Source organism: Streptomyces sp. NPDC048291 (assembly GCF_043201715.1).
Taxonomy (GTDB): domain Bacteria; phylum Actinomycetota; class Actinomycetes; order Streptomycetales; family Streptomycetaceae; genus Streptomyces.
The window spans coordinates 138,631-155,623 of the sequence record NZ_JBICZC010000021.1; the positions used below are offsets into that span (position 1 = coordinate 138,631).

Consider the following 16,993-nt stretch of genomic DNA (forward strand, 5'->3'; position numbering starts at 1 on the left):
GCCCCGAAAGGGGCGCGGGGCTGTGTTTGATATACGGCTCCGCCGCGTGGGCGCGAGCAACCACGACGGCGCCGCACCCGCCGACAACCTAGAGCGGCAGCACCGCAGCCGCGGCGTCGACCGACTCCACTTCCACGGGCAACGCCGGCGCCAACACCACGTCGGCATCCTCCCGCTGCACGGGAACTGACGGAAGCACGGGCTTCGGCCCGGACACCACCGCGTAGTCCTGCCCCAGGAACGGCGGCTCGATCACCCCGGGGTCCTCGCCCAGCGCCAACTGCACAGCCGCCCAAGGCGCGTTGACCCCGCACAGCGACAGCTGGTGCAGCCCGCCCGCCGGCCGCGTGTTCACGTCGAGCAGCACCGGCTGGTCGCCGTACATCCGGAACTGGATGTTGGACAGGTAGTGCAGCCCGAACCCCTCGGCGATGATCCGCGCAGGCTTCAGCCACTGGTCGTCGAGGGTGAACCCGCGTCGACGCCCTTTCTTGGTGCGGCCCACGGCCATCCGGAGCCGGTTGTCCGGCCCGGTGAGGCAGTCGACGGAGACCTCCGGCTCCTCCAGACGGGGCATCACCAGCCAGTCCACCGGCTGGTCGGCGCGGCGCAGCGCGTCCACGACCAGGTCGAGCTGGACGTACGGGCCGGGGAACCCGCTGAGGTGAAAGAGCGAGAAGGGGGCGCGCGTGATCACCCGGAAACCCACGCCACCCGCACCGGCGGCCGGCTTGAAGCAGGCCTTGTGCCCGTCGGCCTCCAACTCCTCGACCGCGGCGACCAGTTCGTCCGCCGTGCGGACCCGCGACCACGGCGGCACGGCCACGCCCACCGAGCTCACCGCCTCGTACGCGGTCGCCTTGTCCTCGAAGACGGCGGTCGCCTCCGGCGTCGGCGCCAGCAGGGCCGTGCCGATCGCCTCGAAGTCGGCCCGGTGCGCCACGATCGCCGACTGGTGCAGCCGGGGCACGAAGACATCGATGCCACGGCGCTGGCACTGGTCGAGGGCGTACTCGACGTACGCGGCCGGGGACAGGCCCTCCGGCTCCAGGTCGGCGGTGTCGGCGGCGGCCAGCACGGGGGAGTCGGCGTCACCGTGCGTCGCATGGATCTCGACCGCCCGGTCGCTGGGATTTCTCCGCAGCTGATCCATGAAGAACACGTTCTCCGCGTACGTGCGGTTGAGCCAGACGCGTACGCGAGAGCGCATTAAAGCCGCCTTTCGGGGTTTTCGGGCAGGGCTCAGCGGGCCCGTGCCCGGGCAGGGTGGTTGGAGGGACACCAAACCGCCCTGGGCGAAGGGGCGTTCGTGGCGGTGGTGTTGGGGGGATCATACGGCTTTCAAGGGGCCCCGCGTGCAACGCGAGTGTTACGGATTTCCCCGTACTGTCCACGCGCGTTTTCCTGCATCGTCCGCGCCGGTTTCCTTGACGGCCCCGACCCTCGCTCCGAACCCCGCCCCGATCCCGGTGCGGCGCCCGGCGGGGTGCCCTTGTTCCCGGCCCCCGAAGTGTGTTGTGGTGGGGTCCGACGACATGATCGGAAGGGGTGCGCGGTGGAGTCCACGGCCGGTGCCGGGCAGTTGCTGGCCATCAGCGACCTGCACATCTCGTACCCGGAGAACCGCGAGCTCGTCGAGAAGATGCGTCCGGAGACGGACGAGGACTGGCTGATCGTCGCCGGTGACGTCGCGGAGACCGTCGCGGACATCCGCTGGGTGCTGGAGACCCTGGCCGGCCGCTTCCGCAAGGTCCTGTGGGCGCCCGGCAACCACGACCTGTGGACCCACCCCAAGGACCCGGTCACCCTGCGCGGAGTCGCCCGCTACGAGCACCTCGTCGGCCTCTGCCGCGAACTGGGCGTGCTCACCCCCGAGGACCCCTACCCGGTCTGGGAGGGCCCGGGCGGCCCGGCCGTCGTGGCACCGCTGTTCCTGCTGTACGACTACTCCTTCCTGCCGGCCGGCTGCGCCACCAAGGAGGAGGGCCTCGCCTACGCGCACGGCACCGGCATCGTCTGCAACGACGAGTTCCTGCTGCACCCCGACCCCTACCCGACCCGCGAGGACTGGTGCCGGGCCCGGGTGGAGGAGACCGAGCGCAGGCTCGCCGAACTGCCCGGGGAACTGCCCACCGTGCTGGCCGGGCACTACCCGCTGGACCGGCACCCCATGGACGTGCTCTGGTACCCGGAGTTCGCCATGTGGTGCGGCACCACCCGGACCGCGGACTGGCACCGCCGGTTCCGCGTCGCCACCATGGTCTACGGCCATCTGCACATCCCCCGGACCACCTGGCTCGACGGGGTCCGCTTCGAAGAGGTCTCCGTGGGATACCCCCGCGAATGGCGCAAGCGGTCCGGGGACCCGGGCAGGCTGCGCCGCATTCTGCCGATGGAGGTCGGAACCGGTGATCGAGGAGCTGCTCCCGGAGTCGGTGGTGGCCGTGGAGATGCTCGGTGACGAGTCGATCCGCGAGGCCCCGCTCTACCCCGAGGAGGCGGCGCTGGTCGCCCGCGCCGTGCCCAAGCGCCGCCGCGAGTTCGCCGCCGTCCGCGCCTGCGCCCGCAGCGCCATGGAGAAGCTCGGGGTCCCGCCGCAGCCCGTCGTGAGCGGCGCGCGCGGCGCCCCGCAATGGCCGGACGGGCTGGTCGGCAGCATGACCCACTGCGAGGGCTACTGCGCCGCCGCGCTGGTCCGCGCCACCGACCTGGCCTCCCTCGGCATCGACGCGGAACCGCACGCCGCGCTCCCCGAGGGCGTCGCCGAGGCCGTGCTGCTGCCCGCCGAGCGGGAGCGGCTCGGTCTGCTCGCGGCCGAACGGCCCGGCGTGCACTGGGACCGGCTGCTGTTCAGCGCCAAGGAATCCGTCTACAAGGCGTGGTTCCCCCTCACCGGGAAGTGGCTGGACTTCATGGAGGCCGACATAGAGCTCGTCCCGGAGCCCGGTGAGCGGCCGCACGGCCTCCTGCGCGCCCGCCTGCTGGTCCCGGGACCGGTGCTCGGCGGGCGGCGCCTGGAGGTCTTCGAGGGCCGCTGGAGCGTGGGGCACGGCATGCTCACCTCGGCCGTGGTCGTGCCGCACCCCTGACGCGCCGCCGGAGTCAGGTGGGTGGGCACCAGTCGTGCAGCAGCCGGAAGAACGCCTCCTCGTTGCCCGTCAGTCCGGCGCCGGCCAGGGCCTGCTCGGCCTCGGCGAGCACGGCGGGCGGCACCACGAAGGGGCGCGGGGCGTCGGGCGGCCCGTCGAAGGCCGCGCGCACGGTGTGCAGCAGCCGCAGATAGGCCTGGACGGCGGCGCGTTCACGGTCGGTCAGTACGGCGGTGTGCATCGGTCGGCTCTCCCCGTCGGTCGTCGTGGTCACGCGCCCGGACGGCGCGGGCACACCGGGTGTGCGGTGCGCACCCCCCAGCTTGCCGGTCGCCACTGACAACGCCCCCGTACCGGGCTCCGGTTCGCTCGCTTAGCCGAGGCGAAACCTCACCGAAACGCCCTGGGGGAAAGGCCTCCTACCCTGGAAGCAGGGGATTCCGGCCGGGCCGGGACAGGTCCGGGACAGCGGGGAGGCCGAGCCGTGGCAGAAGCGGTGCCCAGCCGTCCGCAGCGCGCAGCGCACCTGCGCCCGGTGGGCGACGGCGAACTGGAGGCGCGCCACCGGGTCGTGCACGGCTACCGGCGCGCCTACCGCGTCGCCGGTGACGGACCCGCCCTCGTCCTCATCCACGGCATCGGGGACTCCTCGGCGACCTGGGCACGCCTCATCCCCGACCTCGCCCGCACCCACACCGTGATCGCCCCCGACCTGCTGGGCCACGGCGAGTCGGACAAACCGCGGGCCGACTACTCGGTCGCCGCCTACGCCAACGGGGTGCGGGACCTGCTGACCACCCTGGGCATCGAGTCCGCGACCCTCGTCGGGCACTCGCTCGGCGGCGGCGTCGCGATGCAGTTCGCCTACCAGTTCCCCGAGCGCACCGAGCGGCTCATCCTGGTCAGCGCGGGCGGGGTGGGCCGCGAGGTCAACCCGGTGCTCCGGCTCGTCTCGCTCCCCGGCGCCCATCTGCTGCTGTCCGCGCTGCGGCTGCCCGGCATGCGGCTCCAAGTGGGGCTGGCCGTACGCCTGCTGAGGCTGCTGGACACCGGCCTCGGCCAGGACGCCCCGGAACTGCTCACCCTGGTCGACGCGCTCCCCGACGAGACCTCCCGCAACGCCTTCGTCCGCACCCTGCGCGCGGTCGTCGACTGGCGCGGCCAGGTCGTCACCATGCTGGACCGCTGCTATCTCACCGAGGGCATGCCGACCATGCTCCTGTGGGGCGACCGCGACAGCGTGGTCCCGGTCCGGCACGCCCACCGCGCCCTGGAGGCGATGCCCGGCGCCCGGCTGGAGATCTTCGAGGGCGCCGGGCACTTCCCGTTCCACGCCGACCCGGCCCGCTTCGTCGCCCTGGTCCAGGAGTTCACGGCCGGCACCGCCCCCGCGGACTGGAGCCGTGAGCACTGGCGCGCCCTGCTCCTCGACGGCCGCCCCGGCACCGGCCACGGCCCGGCCGGGCAGCAGGACCTGCGCGAGGCGAGCGAACGCAGCGCCACCTGAGCCGGCACCCACCCCGAATCTCTCCCGCCCGACCCGCGACCCGGGCGTGTCACCTGCCCAGGTACCCCAGCGACGCCTCGATGCGGCCCGCCACGTCGTGCCGCCGCACCGGCCCGCGCAGCGCCGAACCCGCCAGCCGGGTACGGCACTTGCTGGCCAGCAGCAGCCCGAAGGTCTCCGCGTCCCGCTCCTCGGCCCGGTCGAAGCGGGTGCGGGCGGCCACCCGCTGGACGGCGGCCTGGAGCGCGGCCCGGTCGGCCTCGGCGCCCGCGTCGGAACCGGTGCCGGTGGCCGCGTCGAGGAGCCGCGCGGCCACCCCGACCCCGTCGATGTCATGACCGCAGTGCTCGGCGTGCATGTGCCACAGCTCGTGGCCGAGGATCACCAGCTGATGGTCGGGCACGGTGCGTTCCTCGACGACGACCAGGTCGCGGTCGGCCAGGTCGAGCCAGAGCCCGCTGGCCGTGCCGGGCGGGAAGACGGCCGTACGGAACTGGACGGGGCGGCCGCGGCGGCGGCCCAGCGCGTCGCACAGCGCCCGGTACAGCTCCTGCGGCGGGGCGGGGGTGGACAGGGTCAGTTCCCCGACCAGCTCACCGCTCAGCCGGCGCATGTCCCTGCCGATGCCCACTGTCCTCCCTCGGCTCACGACTGTCGGCTCACGACTCTCGGCTCACAACCGTCGGCCTACGACTCCCGGCTCACGACGCGGGCCGTTTGACGCTCTCCAGGAGCATGTCGAGCCATTCCGCGACCTTGTCCCGGTGCTGGTCGGTGGGGAGTTGGGCGGCCCGCCAGGCGATACCGCGCACCCCGTGGTCCTGTAGCAGCCGCTCCAGCGGGTCCTCGGCCGCCTCCGCCGCGGCCCGCTCCCGGTCGGCCAGCTTCTGCAGCAGCTCCTGCTCGACGTGCTGGAGGGCACCGGCGAGCGCCTCGGGGTCCTCGGCGGTGAGGAACCCCGCGTGCACCCGGAAGTAGCGCTGGAGGGCGTCGCAGTGCTCCATGGTCGGCCGCCGGTCACCGTTGATGAGGGCGCCGGCCTGCTGCCGGGACATGCCCGCGCCGTCGGCGATCTCCTGCTGGGTGTGCTTGCGGCCGTTCGGCTTGAGCCGGCTGCGGCGCAGCAGGTCGAGGCGTTGCAGGAAGCGGGCCTGGACGTCGGGCTCGCCCGCCGGGCGGCCGGTCAGCAGGGCCCGGACCACGGGCTCGGGAACGCCTGAGGCGTGGGAGAGCCGTCCGACGTGGAGGACCTCGGCGTGCGGGACGCCGAGCCGGTCGGCGAGCGCGGTGACGCGGGCGACGGCGGCCGGCAGCTGGGCGGTCGCCGTGGCGTCCGGATCCTCGTAGCCATCCGTCACCGACAGAACTCCTACGTCTCTCAGGGGAATCACGGGCTTCTCACAAGGTGTGCCGGAAATCTCCGTCACTCGCGCGAACCCCCCGGAGATTAGCGGGTCGTTCGAACTCACATCCAGGTCTCGCCACAACTGTGGCCAATTTCGGACGTCAACAGGCATGAAATGCCACGATAGTTGACATGACTCAGGGTGGGGCAGCAGGATCACATCGCCGCGAGAAGGCCGCATAGGCAAGAGGGGTGACCTCCCGATGGCATATCAGGCAGGTGGGCGGCGGCCGGCGCCGCGGCCCGTCCCCGAAAGCCTTGAGGCCCAGGCGTACCTCCAGGACTACGCGCTGCTGCTGGACGCCGTCCCCTTCCCGTCCCTGGTGGTGGACCACCGCTGGGACGTGGTGCTGGCCAACGACGCGTTCGAGACACTTTTCCGGGCGGTCGCCCCGCATCCCACCGCGATGCCCGGCGACAACTTCCTGCGCTTCGTCCTGTTCCATCCGGACGCCGGCGCGGTCCTCGGCGGCCACGAGGCGGGCTGGTGCCTGCCGCTCCTGGCGCAGTTCAAGACCACCCTGGAGCGGTACGGCCACGACCACGAACTCCAGGCGATCCGCCGGGAGATCGCCCAGGACCCGATCATGGAGGCCGCCTTCCGGCAGGGGCTGCCGCACTGGCTGCGCGCGGTCGGCGAGGACGGCGCGCAGCTCGACGGAGCGGTCCGGGCGCTGCTGCATCCGGACCCGCGGCTGGGCGCCACCGAGTGCCGGGTCGTCGGCGAGACCCCCAAGACCCTTCAGGACATGGGCTACGCGCGTTACACCCTGGTGCTGCGCGCCGTCCCCCGCCCCGCCGCCCCGCGCCGCTCCCGGCGGCCCGGCGGCCTGGGTGCCCATCTGACCGTCGTCCCGGCCCCCGAAGGCTGACCCGGCACCGTCGGCGTTCAGGTCGCCGACGGCGCCGGGCCGGACGCCCGCGTCGACTCAGCCCCTGCTCGTCCCCGCCTCAGCCGCCCGCCACGACCAGGACCAGCGGCACGCCCCGGCACGGCACGAGCCGCAGCCCGCCGAACGCGCCCGGCCGGCCGCTCTCCAGCACCGCCGCGAAGTCCGGCCCCCGGTCCAGCGAACCTGCCAGCCGGGCCGGGTCCGCCGACGCCGCCACCCGGCCGCGGGCGTTGACCAGCCGCGCGGGTCCGGGCAGCTCGCGCAGCAGCGGCAGCGCGGCAGCCTCGAAGTGCCGCAGGTACACGTCGGCGGCGGCCACGCCCAGGAACCGGCCGCCCACCTCCACCGGCGCCGACAGCGTGAGGCTGTACTCGTCCGAGCAGAGGTAGTCCACGTACGGCCCGGCCACCGCCCGCCGCCCGGTGTCCCGGGGCAGCGCGAACCAGTCCCAGTGCGTGTAGTCGGAGTAGGCCGAGGTGCGCGGGTCCAGGTCGAGGAGGAGCGGCCGTACGTCCCCGGACGCGTCGCTCTGCCACCACTCCAGCCAGGCCGGGACGTCGGCCAGCACCCCGGGCGCGGCCACGAACCCGACGCCCGAGACCAACTCCTGCCGGGTCAGGCGCAGATGAAGCCCGGGACGGAGCGCGGCGAGGTCGGCTGTCACCGGCCGGCGGTCCTCGGCGGCCACCCGGGCGAGCAGCGCGGCCGTGTCGGCGCGGGTGGCCGCCACGGCGTCGAACACCGCCTCCAGGGCGTGCCCGACCCGCGCGGCGACGTACTCCTCGGCGGCGTCGAGCGTGGCCGCCGCCGGACCGGAGGGGACGGTGCTGCGGCTCATGGTGCCCTCCGGCGGACGGGGGAGCGAGTACGGCGCGGCTACAGGGCCAGCCGCAGGGCGATGAGCCGTGCCGCCGAGTCCCGTACGCACCGCTCGGCCAGCTCCCTGGCCGATGTGTGCGCCCCATCCTGCACGGCCGAGATTACGGACCGGTGACGGTCCGCCACCTCTTCACGATATTCGTCGTCGCCCAGCACAAGGCAGAGCAGCGCCCCGATCTCGGCCTGCAGCGCGACCTGTTCCCGGGTGAGCCGGGCCGACTGCGCGGCGGCGGCCAGCTCGACGTGGAAGCGCCCGTACACCCGGCTGCGCGCCGCCGCGTCCGGTGCCCCGCGCAGCTCCTCGGTGGTCCGGCGGAGCTGGTCGAGGTCGTGGTCCTCGGTGCGCTGCGCGGCGAGGTCGGCGGCGGTGCCCGACAGGGCCGCCCAGTGGTCGCCGAGGTCGCGCAGCTCCTCGGGGCTCCAGCCGCGCAGCCGCGCCGTGAGCCGCTCCCGGTCGGGCACCTCGGGGGAGGCGACGAAGCTGCCGCCGCCCCGGCCCCGGCGGGTGACCACCAGGCCCCGCTGGCGCAGGGCCATCAGCGCCTCCCGCAGGGTCACCGTGGAGACCCCGAGCCGTCCGGCCAGTTCGGTCTCGCCCGGCAGCTGCTCCCCGTCGGAGAGCAGGCCGAGCTCGATGGCGTCGCCGATCCGGCGGACCACGGCGTCGACCCGGGCCCCGCCGTCCACCGGGGCGAAGACGGCCTTTCGGGCGCCGCCCACCGTCTGGTGCTGTCTCACGGCCCACCACCCTATGCGTTGACCCAACCTTTACCTCGGAAGGGTCTTGAGCTTTGAACTATGACTTCATATCTTTCCGGTCACCAGGTGCAACGCACGAGAACGGCAGAGAGGTTCCCGCCCATGGAGGCCAGCGCGATCCGGTTGCGGGATCTGCGGAAGTCGTTCGGCGACACGAGCGCCGTGGCCGGGGTCGACCTGGACATCCGCGACGGCGAGTTCTTCTCGATGCTCGGCCCCTCAGGCTCCGGCAAGACCACCGTGCTCCGCCTGATCGCCGGCTTCGAGACCCCCACCTCGGGCACGATCGAACTCGCCGGGCAGGACGTCACCCGCCGCGCCCCCTTCGAACGGGACGTCCACACCGTCTTCCAGGACTACGCCCTGTTCCCGCACATGACCGTCGAGCAGAACGTCGCCTACTCCCTCAGGGTCCGCGGCGTCCCCAAGGCCGAACGCCTGGTCCGCGCCCGCAAGGCCCTCGCCGAGGTCCGCCTGGACGGCTACGGCACCCGCCGCCCGTCCCAGCTCTCCGGCGGCCAGCGCCAGCGCGTCGCCCTCGCCCGCGCCCTCGTCGGACGCCCCCGCGTCCTGCTCCTCGACGAACCCCTCGGGGCCCTCGACCTCAAGCTGCGCGAGCAGATGCAGATCGAACTCAAGGCCCTGCAACGCGAGGTCGGCATCACCTTCGTCTTGGTCACCCACGACCAGGAGGAGGCCCTGACCATGAGCGACCGCGTCGCCGTCTTCCACCAGGGCCGCATCGAACAGGTCGGCACCCCCGCCGAGATCTACGAACGCCCCCGAAGCCCGTTCGTCGCCTCCTTCGTCGGCACCTCCAACCTGCTCACCGGCGAGGCCGCCCTGCGCGTCCTCGGCGAGAGCGGCACCCACAGCGTCCGCCCGGAGAAGATCCGGGTCCTCGGCGAGACCGCCGAACCCGACCCGGAAGGGCACGTCAGTGCCCTCGGCACGGTCGCCGAGGTGGTCTACCTCGGCGACGCCACCCGCTTCCTCGTCGACCTGGACGGCGGCGGCCGGCTCACCGCGCTCCAGCAGAACCTCGACACCTCCGCCGAGGACGTCGCCGCCTACCGCGGCACCCGCGTCCGGCTGCGCTGGCAGCGCCGGCACACCGTCCACGTCCCCGACTGACCCGCCGCCCCCCAGGTCCGGATCCGCCGTCCCTCACGTATGGAGAACGCCGTGCGCCTCACCCGACCCCTCACCGCGACCGCGGTCGCCGCGCTGCTGCTGGCCGCCTCCGCCTGCGGCTCCTCCGGCTCCGGCTCCTCGACCGGCCTCAACCCGCCCGACCTCAAACCCCTCGCGAAACTGGGCAAGTCCGAGGGCGAGGTAAACCTGATCGCCTGGGCCGGCTACGTCGAGGACGGCTCCGACGACCCCAAGGTCGACTGGGTCACCGACTTCGAGAAGCAGACCGGCTGCCAGGTCAACTCCAAGGTCGCCGCCAGCTCCGACGAGATGGTGAAACTGATGAAGACCGGCCAGTACGACGCCGTCTCCGCCTCCGGCGACGCCTCCCTGCGCCTGATCGCCTCCGGCGACGCGGCCCCGGTCAACACCAAGCTCGTACCGAACTACAAGGACGTCTTCAGCGGCCTGAAGAACGGCGCCTGGAACTCGGTCAAGGGCCAGATGTACGGCATCCCGCACGGCCGCGGCGCCAACCTGCTGATGTACAACACCCGGAAGGTCAGCCCCGCGCCCACCTCCTGGTCGGCCGTCTTCGACGACGCCGGGAAGTACAAGGGCCACGTCACCGCGTACGACTCGCCGATCTACATCGCCGACGCGGCGCTCTACCTCAAGGCCACCAAGCCCGAGTTGAAGATCAAGGACCCCTACGCGCTCGACCAGAAGCAGTTCGACGCGGCCGTCGCCCTGCTCAAGCAGCAGAACGCGGACATCGGCGAGTACTGGAGCGACTACCTCAAGGAGATCTCCGCCTTCAAGAGCGGCGACTCCGTCATCGGCACCAGCTGGCAGGTCATCGCCAACCTGGCCGCCGACGAGGGCGCCGAGGTGAAGGCCTTCGTGCCGAAGGAGGGTTCCACCGGCTGGTCCGACACCTGGATGGTGTCCGCCAAGGCCAAGCACCCCAACTGCGCGTACCAGTGGCTGAACTGGATCGTCTCCCCGAAGGTCAACGCCGAGGTCGCCGAGTACTTCGGCGAGGCCCCCGCCAACGCCAAGGCCTGCGCCCTGACCGCCGACAAGAACTTCTGCACGACCTACCACGCGGCCGACGAGAGCTACTGGAAGAACATCGCCTTCTGGAACACGCCGATCGAGCAGTGCCTGGACGGCCGCACCGACGTCACGTGCGTGCCGTACGCCAAGTGGGTGCAGGCCTGGACCGAGATCAAGGGCTGACCCATGGCCCTGCTCACCCGGACCGCGGGGGCGCTGCACCGGCGCCCCCGGCTCCGCCTCGCCCTGCTGCTGACCGCCCCGCTGCTGTGGCTCGCCGTGCTCTACCTGGGCTCGCTGGCCGTGCTGTTCGTCTCCGCGTTCTGGACGACGGACTCGTTCACCTCCGAGGTCGTCAAGGTCTGGTCGACCGACAACTTCCACGAGCTGTTCACGACCCCGGTGTTCCGGCAGGTGATCCTGCGCAGCGTCGGCGTGGCCCTCGCGGTGACCGCCCTCTGCGCGGTGCTCGCCTTCCCGGTCGCCTTCTACACCGCCCGGATCGCCAGGCCCGGCCGGCGCCCGCTGCTCGTCGTCGCCATCCTCACGCCGCTGTGGGCGAGTTACCTGGTCAAGGTGTACGCCTGGCGGCTGATCCTGTCGGAGGGCGGGCTCGCCGACTGGCTGCTCAAGCCCTTCGGGCTCAGCGGGCCCGGCTTCGGCCTCCCGGCCACCGTGCTGACCCTGACCTACCTGTGGCTGCCGTACATGATCCTGCCGATCCACACCGCGCTGGGGCAGCTGCCCGACAACCTCCTCGACGCGTCGGCGGACCTGGGCGCCCGCGCCGGGCGGACCTTCCGGTCCGTGGTGCTGCCGATGGTGCTGCCGTCGGTCGCCGCCGGGTCGGTGTTCACGTTCTCGCTCAGCCTCGGCGACTACATCACCGTGCAGATCGTCGGCGGCAAGACCCAGCTCATCGGCAACCTCGTCTACGCCAACATCGAACTCAACCTGCCCATGGCCGCAGCCCTCGCCACCGTCCCGGTCGTCGTCATCGTGCTGTATCTGCTCGCGATGCGCCGCACGGGCGCGCTGAGCAGCCTGTAGAGGAGCCCGCCGTGCAACTCTCCCGTTCCGCGCGGATCGCGGTGCGTGCCGCCGCCGCCCTCGGCTTCGCCGTCATCTACGTCCCGCTCCTCCTCGTCCTCGTCAACTCCCTCAACCCCGACCGCAGCGCGAGCTGGCCGCCGCCCGGCCTGACCACCCGCTGGTGGTCGGCCGCCTGGCGCAGCTCCGGCGCCCGCGACGCCCTGTGGACCTCGGTGAAGGCCGGGCTCGGCGCCACCGCGATCGCGCTGGTGCTCGGCACGCTGATCGCCTTCGCGGTCGCCCGGTACCGCTTCTTCGGCCGGGACGCCCTGTCCTTCGTGGTCGTCCTGCCGATCGCGCTGCCCGGCATCGTCACCGGCATCGCCCTCAACTCGGCCTTCAGTACGGTCCTGGAGCCGCTCGGCGTCGGACTCGGCCTGTTCACCGTGGTCGTCGGACACGCCACGTTCTGCGTGGTGATCGTCTTCAACAACGTCGTCGCCCGGCTGCGCCGCACCTCCGGCAGCTACGAGGAGGCGGCGGCCGACCTGGGAGCCGACACCTTCCGGGCCTTCGCCGACGTCACCTTCCCGCTGGTGCGCTCGGCGCTGCTCGCGGGCGGTCTGCTCGCCTTCGCCCTCTCCTTCGACGAGATCGTCGTCACCACCTTCACCGCGGGACCGGGCGTCCAGACCCTGCCCCTGTGGATCTTCGACAACATGACCCGCCCGCAGCAGGCGCCGGTGGTCAACGTGGTGGCGGCCGTACTCGTACTGCTCTCCGTCGTCCCCATCTACATCGCGCAACGGCTTTCGGCGGACACGGCGACCGGCAGCCGCGTCTGATCCGGTCCATCGAGACGTTACGCAAAAGGCTTGCGTAAATTGCGCTACCCTTGCGTGCATGACGCGACGACTTGCGGAAGTAGCCAAGAAGGTCGGGGTCAGCGAGGCCACGGTCAGCCGGGTGCTCAACGGCAAGCCAGGGGTCTCCGAGGCCACCCGGCAGGCGGTGCTCTCGGCCCTGGACGTGCTCGGCTACGAGCGCCCCACCCAACTGCGCGGTGAACGCGCCCGGCTCGTCGGTCTGGTCCTGCCCGAGCTGCAGAACCCCATCTTCCCGGCGTTCGCCGAGGTCATCGGCGGCGCCCTGGCCCAGCTCGGGCTCACCCCGGTGCTGTGCACGCAGACCAAGGGCGGGGTCTCCGAGGCGGACTACGTGGAGCTGCTGCTGCAACAGCAGGTCTCCGGCGTGGTGTTCGCCGGCGGGCTCTACGCCCAGGCCGAGGCGCCGCACGACCACTACCGGCTGCTCGCCGACCGGAACATCCCGGTGGTGCTGGTCAACGCGGCCATCGAACACCTCGGCTTCCCGAGCGTGTCCTGCGACGACGCGGTGGCGGTGGAGCAGGCCTGGCGACACCTCGCCTCGCTGGGGCACGAGCGCATCGGCCTGGTCCTCGGCCCCGGCGACCACGTGCCCTCGGCCCGGAAGCTGGCGGCGGCGCGGGCGATCGGCGACGTGCCGGACGAGTCCGTGGCGCGGGCGATCTTCTCCATCGAGGGCGGCCACGCGGCCGCGTCCCGGCTGATCGACCGGGGCGTCACCGGCATCATCTGCGCCAGCGACCCCCTTGCGCTGGGCGCCGTCCGGGCGGCCCGCCGCAAGGGGTACGAGGTGCCCTCCCGGGTCTCGGTCGTCGGCTATGACGACTCGGCTTTCATGAACTGCACCGAGCCCCCGCTCACCACCGTCCGGCAGCCCATCGAGGCCATGGGCCGGGCCGCCGTCGAACTCCTCAACGCGCAGATCGGCGGCACGGTCGTGCCGGCGGAGGAGCTGCTGTTCGAGCCCGAGCTGGTCGTCAGGGGGTCGACCGCGCAAGCGCCGAAAGCCTGAGGCTCAGGAGATCCCATTCTCTGTCGAATAATTACATATTCTGCGTGACATCTTGCGCGACGGTGCTGCCGGTGCTTGAGTGTGCGGCGCCCACCGGTCCCGGTGCGGCGCCCAACTGCTCCTGTTCTGGGGGGTCCACCGATGTCCAGCACCGGGTTCCGCCGTGCTCTCGTCGCGTTCGGCGTCTGTTCCTCACTCGCGCTCTCCGCCACGGCCTGCGGGTCGGGCGACGACGACGCGGGCAGCGGCAAGACGCGCATCACCGTCAACTGCGAGCCGCCGAAGAGCGCCAAGGTCGACCGGTCGTTCTTCGACCAGGACATCGCCGACTTCGAGAAGAAGAACCCGGACATCGACGTCGTCGCGCACGACGCGTTCCCCTGCCAGGACCCGAAGACCTTCGACGCCAAGCTCGCCGGCGGCCAGATGGAGGACGTGTTCTACACGTACTTCACCGACGCCAAGCACGTCGTGGACATCAACCAGGCGGCCGACCTCACGCCGTACCTCAAGGAACTGAAGAGCTACGACACCATCCAGCAGCAGCTGCGGGACATCTACACCGTCGACGGCAAGGTCTACGGCATCCCGCGCACCGGCTACTCGATGGGCCTGATCTACAACCGCAAGCTCTTCCAGCAGGCCGGTCTCGACCCCGACCAGCCGCCGACGACCTGGGACGAGGTCCGCGCCGACGCCAGGAAGATCGCCGCGCTCGGCAACGGCACCGTCGGGTACGCCGACTACAGCGCGCAGAACCAGGGCGGCTGGCACTTCACCGCGGAGATGTACGCGCAGGGCGGTGACGTGGTGTCGGCCGACGGCAAGTCGGCGACCGTCGACACCCCCGAGGGCCACGCGGTGCTCCAGAACCTGCACGACATGCGCTGGACCGACGACTCGATGGGCAGCAAGCAGCTCCTCATCATCAACGACGTCCAGCAGATGATGGGTTCGGGCAAGCTCGGCATGTACCTCTCGGCGCCGGACAACATCCCGATCCTGGTGAAGGAGAAGGGCGGCAACTACAAGGACCTCGCCCTCGGCCCGATGCCCGGCGGCAAGGGCACGCTCATCGGCGGCGACGGCTACATGTTCAACAGGAAGGACACCCCCGCCCAGATCCGCGCCGGCCTCAAGTGGCTCGACTCCATGTTCCTCACCCCCGGTGACGGCTTCCTCGGTGACTACGCCCGCGCCAAGAAGAACAACGCGCCCGTCGGCCTGCCCGAGCCGCGCCTGTTCACCGGCGCCGCCGACGCCAAGGACCAGGCGGTCAAGAAGGCCAACGCCAACGTGCCGGTGGAGAACTACCAGGCGTTCCTGGACGGCAACCAGTCGCTGCAGATGAAGATCGAGCCGCCGGACGCCCAGCAGATCTACTCCGTCCTCGACGGCACCGTCTCCGCGGTCCTCACCAAGAAGGACGCCGACATCGACCAGCTTCTCAAGGACGCCAACGACAAGATCGACGGCATCCTGGCCCGGGGCTGACCACCATGACCAAGACGGCCGCACGACGACCCGCCGCCCCGGCGGCGGTCGCCGTAGGACAGGCCCCGGCGCCGCCCCCGGCAGGGGACCGGAGGCGGCGCCGGATCACCGACCAGGCCCGTGCCTACGGGTTCCTGCTCGGCGGACTGATCTGCTTCGCCCTGTTCTCCTGGTACCCGGCGATCCGCGCGGTCGTGATCTCCTTCCAGAAGTACACGCCGGGCTCGTCCGCCGAGTGGGTCGGCACCGCCAACTTCACCCGGGTCCTGCACGACCCCGAGTTCTCGGCGGCCTGGCGCAACACCCTCACCTTCACGCTGCTGGCCCTGCTGATCGGCTTCGCGATCCCGTTCGTGCTCGCCCTGGTCCTGAACGAACTCCGGCACGCGAAGGCGTTCTTCCGGGTCGTGGTCTACCTCCCGGTGATGATCCCGCCGGTGGTCAGCGCCCTGCTGTGGAAGTGGTTCTACGACCCCGGGGCCGGCCTCGCCAACGAGACGCTGCGCTTCCTGCACCTGCCCACCTCGAACTGGACCAACGGCACAGGCACCGCGCTGGTCTCCCTGGTGATCGTGGCCACCTGGGCCAACATGGGCGGGACCGTCCTGATCTACCTGGCCGCCCTCCAGTCCATCCCCGGCGAACTGTACGAGGCCGCCGAACTCGACGGCGCGAACCTCCTCCAGCGCGTCCGGCACGTGACGATCCCCCAGACCCGGTTCGTCATCCTGATGCTGATGCTCCTTCAGATCATCGCCACCATGCAGGTGTTCACCGAACCGTTCGTCATCACGGGGGGCGGCCCGGAGAACGCCACGGTCACCGTGCTCTACCTGATCTACAAGTACGCCTTCCTCTACAACGACTTCGGCGGCGCCTGCGCGCTCAGCGTGATGCTCCTGGTGCTGCTCGGCATCTTCTCCGCCGTGTACCTGCGGCTGACCCGGTCCGGGGAGGACGGATGAGCAGCGCCACCCGCACCCTGATCTCCCCGGCGACGCTGGCCCGGCCGCGCGGGAAGGCGGTCTACTGGACGGTCTTCACCGGGGTCGTCTTCCTCTTCGCCCTCGCCTTCCTGTTCCCCGTGTACTGGATGGTGACCGGGGCGATGAAGTCACCGGACGAGATCGCGCAGACCCCGCCCACCGTCATCCCCGAGCACTGGCACCTGTCCGGCTACACCGACGCCTGGGACCTGATGCAGCTTCCGGAGCACCTGTGGAACACGGTCGTGCAGGCGGCCGGCGCCTGGGCCTTCCAGCTGGTGTTCTGCACGGCCGCCGCCTACGCCCTGTCGAAGCTGAAGCCGGCCTTCGGCAACGTGGTCCTCGGCGGCATCCTGGCCACCCTGATGGTGCCGGCCCAGGCCCTGGTCGTACCCAAGTACCTGACCGTCGCCGACCTGCCGTTCCTCCACACCAGCCTGCTCAACGACCCGCTCGGCATCTGGCTGCCTGCCGTCGCCAACGCCTTCAACCTCTACCTGCTCAAGCGGTTCTTCGACCAGTTGCCCCGCGACGTGCTGGAGGCCGCCGAGATCGACGGCGCCGGGAAGCTGCGCATCCTGTGGTCCGTGGTCCTGCCCATGTCCCGCCCGGTCCTCGGCGTCGTCTCGATCTTCGCCCTGGTCGCGGTCTGGCAGGACTTCCTGTGGCCGCTGATGGTCTTCTCCGACACCGACAAGCAGCCCATCAGCGTGGCCCTGGTCCAGCTGTCGCAGAACATCCAGCTCACCGTGCTCATCGCCGCGATGGTGATCGCCAGCATCCCGATGGTCGCGCTGTTCCTCGTCTTCCAGCGGCACATCATCGCCGGGATCAGCGCGGGCAGCACCAAGGGCTGA

The 16,993-nt window shown here is 71.4% G+C and carries 18 protein-coding genes; 12 read left to right on the forward strand and 6 right to left on the reverse strand.

What is annotated here, in order from left to right; translation table 11 throughout:
* Window positions 1-88: 88 nt before the first annotated feature.
* Window positions 89-1,210 (reverse strand): ATP-grasp domain-containing protein, encoded by a 1,122-nt coding sequence (locus tag ACGF5O_RS44360; protein WP_393815631.1) that lies wholly within the window; start codon window positions 1,208-1,210, stop codon window positions 89-91.
* 345 nt (window positions 1,211-1,555) lie between these two features.
* On the opposite strand from ACGF5O_RS44360, the gene ACGF5O_RS44365 reads away from it, so the two are divergent.
* Together ACGF5O_RS44365 and ACGF5O_RS44370 are read left to right on the forward strand one after the other, a co-directional pair.
* Window positions 1,556-2,461, forward strand: a complete 906-nt coding sequence (locus tag ACGF5O_RS44365; RefSeq protein WP_393815632.1) for a metallophosphoesterase family protein — start codon at window positions 1,556-1,558, stop codon at window positions 2,459-2,461.
* Window positions 2,409-3,089, forward strand: a complete 681-nt coding sequence (locus ACGF5O_RS44370; RefSeq protein WP_393815633.1) for a 4'-phosphopantetheinyl transferase — start codon at window positions 2,409-2,411, stop codon at window positions 3,087-3,089. Before ACGF5O_RS44365 ends, ACGF5O_RS44370 begins: the two co-directional genes overlap by 53 nt.
* Window positions 3,090-3,102: 13 nt before the next feature.
* Here ACGF5O_RS44370 and ACGF5O_RS44375 read toward each other — a convergent pair whose 3' ends face one another.
* Window positions 3,103-3,330 carry a hypothetical protein gene (locus ACGF5O_RS44375; protein WP_393815681.1) on the reverse strand — a complete coding sequence of 76 codons (228 nt, stop codon included), beginning with the start codon at window positions 3,328-3,330 and terminating at the stop codon, window positions 3,103-3,105.
* A 243-nt stretch (window positions 3,331-3,573) separates the two neighbouring features.
* On the opposite strand from ACGF5O_RS44375, the gene ACGF5O_RS44380 reads away from it, so the two are divergent.
* Window positions 3,574-4,596: an alpha/beta fold hydrolase gene (locus ACGF5O_RS44380; protein WP_393815634.1), complete on the forward strand. Its 1,023-nt coding sequence runs from the start codon at window positions 3,574-3,576 to the stop codon at window positions 4,594-4,596.
* Between the two features lie 49 nt (window positions 4,597-4,645).
* On the opposite strand, the gene ACGF5O_RS44385 is transcribed toward ACGF5O_RS44380, so the two are convergent.
* Window positions 4,646-5,209 (reverse strand): toxin-antitoxin system, toxin component, encoded by a 564-nt coding sequence (locus ACGF5O_RS44385; protein ID WP_393815682.1) that lies wholly within the window; start codon window positions 5,207-5,209, stop codon window positions 4,646-4,648.
* A gap of 88 nt (window positions 5,210-5,297) precedes the next feature.
* On the reverse strand, window positions 5,298-5,954 hold the full coding sequence (locus ACGF5O_RS44390) for a helix-turn-helix domain-containing protein (RefSeq protein ID WP_393815635.1): 657 nt from the start codon (window positions 5,952-5,954) through the stop codon (window positions 5,298-5,300).
* A gap of 250 nt (window positions 5,955-6,204) precedes the next feature.
* Between ACGF5O_RS44390 and ACGF5O_RS44395 the strand changes: the two genes are divergently transcribed.
* Window positions 6,205-6,873 carry a hypothetical protein gene (locus ACGF5O_RS44395; RefSeq protein WP_393815636.1) on the forward strand — a complete coding sequence of 223 codons (669 nt, stop codon included), beginning with the start codon at window positions 6,205-6,207 and terminating at the stop codon, window positions 6,871-6,873.
* A gap of 79 nt (window positions 6,874-6,952) precedes the next feature.
* Here ACGF5O_RS44395 and ACGF5O_RS44400 read toward each other — a convergent pair whose 3' ends face one another.
* Both ACGF5O_RS44400 and ACGF5O_RS44405 read right to left on the reverse strand, forming a co-directional pair.
* Complete coding sequence (locus tag ACGF5O_RS44400; RefSeq protein WP_393815637.1) at window positions 6,953-7,732, reverse strand: cache domain-containing protein; 780 nt, start codon at window positions 7,730-7,732, stop codon at window positions 6,953-6,955.
* Window positions 7,733-7,770: 38 nt separating this feature from the next.
* Entirely contained in the window at window positions 7,771-8,511 is a 741-nt protein-coding gene (locus tag ACGF5O_RS44405) for a FadR/GntR family transcriptional regulator (RefSeq protein ID WP_393815638.1), read from the reverse strand.
* Between the two features lie 123 nt (window positions 8,512-8,634).
* Here ACGF5O_RS44405 and ACGF5O_RS44410 point away from each other — a divergent pair, with 123 nt between their 5' ends.
* From ACGF5O_RS44410 to ACGF5O_RS44445, 8 genes are all read left to right on the forward strand, one after another.
* Window positions 8,635-9,666, forward strand: a complete 1,032-nt coding sequence (locus ACGF5O_RS44410; protein ID WP_393815639.1) for an ABC transporter ATP-binding protein — start codon at window positions 8,635-8,637, stop codon at window positions 9,664-9,666.
* A 51-nt stretch (window positions 9,667-9,717) separates the two neighbouring features.
* Complete coding sequence (locus tag ACGF5O_RS44415; RefSeq protein ID WP_393815640.1) at window positions 9,718-10,908, forward strand: ABC transporter substrate-binding protein; 1,191 nt, start codon at window positions 9,718-9,720, stop codon at window positions 10,906-10,908.
* Between the two features lie 3 nt (window positions 10,909-10,911).
* Complete coding sequence (locus ACGF5O_RS44420; RefSeq protein WP_393815641.1) at window positions 10,912-11,775, forward strand: ABC transporter permease; 864 nt, start codon at window positions 10,912-10,914, stop codon at window positions 11,773-11,775.
* Between the two features lie 11 nt (window positions 11,776-11,786).
* Window positions 11,787-12,602, forward strand: coding sequence for an ABC transporter permease (locus ACGF5O_RS44425; protein ID WP_393815642.1), 816 nt, complete (start codon window positions 11,787-11,789; stop codon window positions 12,600-12,602).
* A gap of 58 nt (window positions 12,603-12,660) precedes the next feature.
* Complete coding sequence (locus tag ACGF5O_RS44430; protein ID WP_393815643.1) at window positions 12,661-13,656, forward strand: LacI family DNA-binding transcriptional regulator; 996 nt, start codon at window positions 12,661-12,663, stop codon at window positions 13,654-13,656.
* A gap of 141 nt (window positions 13,657-13,797) precedes the next feature.
* Entirely contained in the window at window positions 13,798-15,150 is a 1,353-nt protein-coding gene (locus ACGF5O_RS44435; protein WP_393815644.1) for an ABC transporter substrate-binding protein, read from the forward strand.
* 5 nt (window positions 15,151-15,155) lie between these two features.
* Window positions 15,156-16,115 (forward strand): carbohydrate ABC transporter permease, encoded by a 960-nt coding sequence (locus ACGF5O_RS44440; RefSeq protein WP_393815645.1) that lies wholly within the window; start codon window positions 15,156-15,158, stop codon window positions 16,113-16,115.
* On the forward strand, window positions 16,112-16,993 hold the full coding sequence (locus tag ACGF5O_RS44445) for a carbohydrate ABC transporter permease (protein ID WP_393815646.1): 882 nt from the start codon (window positions 16,112-16,114) through the stop codon (window positions 16,991-16,993). Before ACGF5O_RS44440 ends, ACGF5O_RS44445 begins: the two co-directional genes overlap by 4 nt.

Coding starts and splice junctions, on each gene's coding strand:
- ACGF5O_RS44360 (WP_393815631.1), bottom strand. CDS start 1,210: ATGCGCTCTCGCGTACGCGTCTGGCTCAACCGCACGTACGCGGAGAAC.
- ACGF5O_RS44375 (WP_393815681.1), bottom strand. CDS start 3,330: ATGCACACCGCCGTACTGACCGACCGTGAACGCGCCGCCGTCCAGGCC.
- ACGF5O_RS44385 (WP_393815682.1), bottom strand. CDS start 5,209: ATGCGCCGGCTGAGCGGTGAGCTGGTCGGGGAACTGACCCTGTCCACC.
- ACGF5O_RS44395 (WP_393815636.1), top strand. CDS start 6,205: ATGGCATATCAGGCAGGTGGGCGGCGGCCGGCGCCGCGGCCCGTCCCC.
- ACGF5O_RS44400 (WP_393815637.1), bottom strand. CDS start 7,732: ATGAGCCGCAGCACCGTCCCCTCCGGTCCGGCGGCGGCCACGCTCGAC.
- ACGF5O_RS44410 (WP_393815639.1), top strand. CDS start 8,635: ATGGAGGCCAGCGCGATCCGGTTGCGGGATCTGCGGAAGTCGTTCGGC.
- ACGF5O_RS44420 (WP_393815641.1), top strand. CDS start 10,912: ATGGCCCTGCTCACCCGGACCGCGGGGGCGCTGCACCGGCGCCCCCGG.
- ACGF5O_RS44430 (WP_393815643.1), top strand. CDS start 12,661: ATGACGCGACGACTTGCGGAAGTAGCCAAGAAGGTCGGGGTCAGCGAG.
- ACGF5O_RS44435 (WP_393815644.1), top strand. CDS start 13,798: ATGTCCAGCACCGGGTTCCGCCGTGCTCTCGTCGCGTTCGGCGTCTGT.
- ACGF5O_RS44440 (WP_393815645.1), top strand. CDS start 15,156: ATGACCAAGACGGCCGCACGACGACCCGCCGCCCCGGCGGCGGTCGCC.
- ACGF5O_RS44445 (WP_393815646.1), top strand. CDS start 16,112: ATGAGCAGCGCCACCCGCACCCTGATCTCCCCGGCGACGCTGGCCCGG.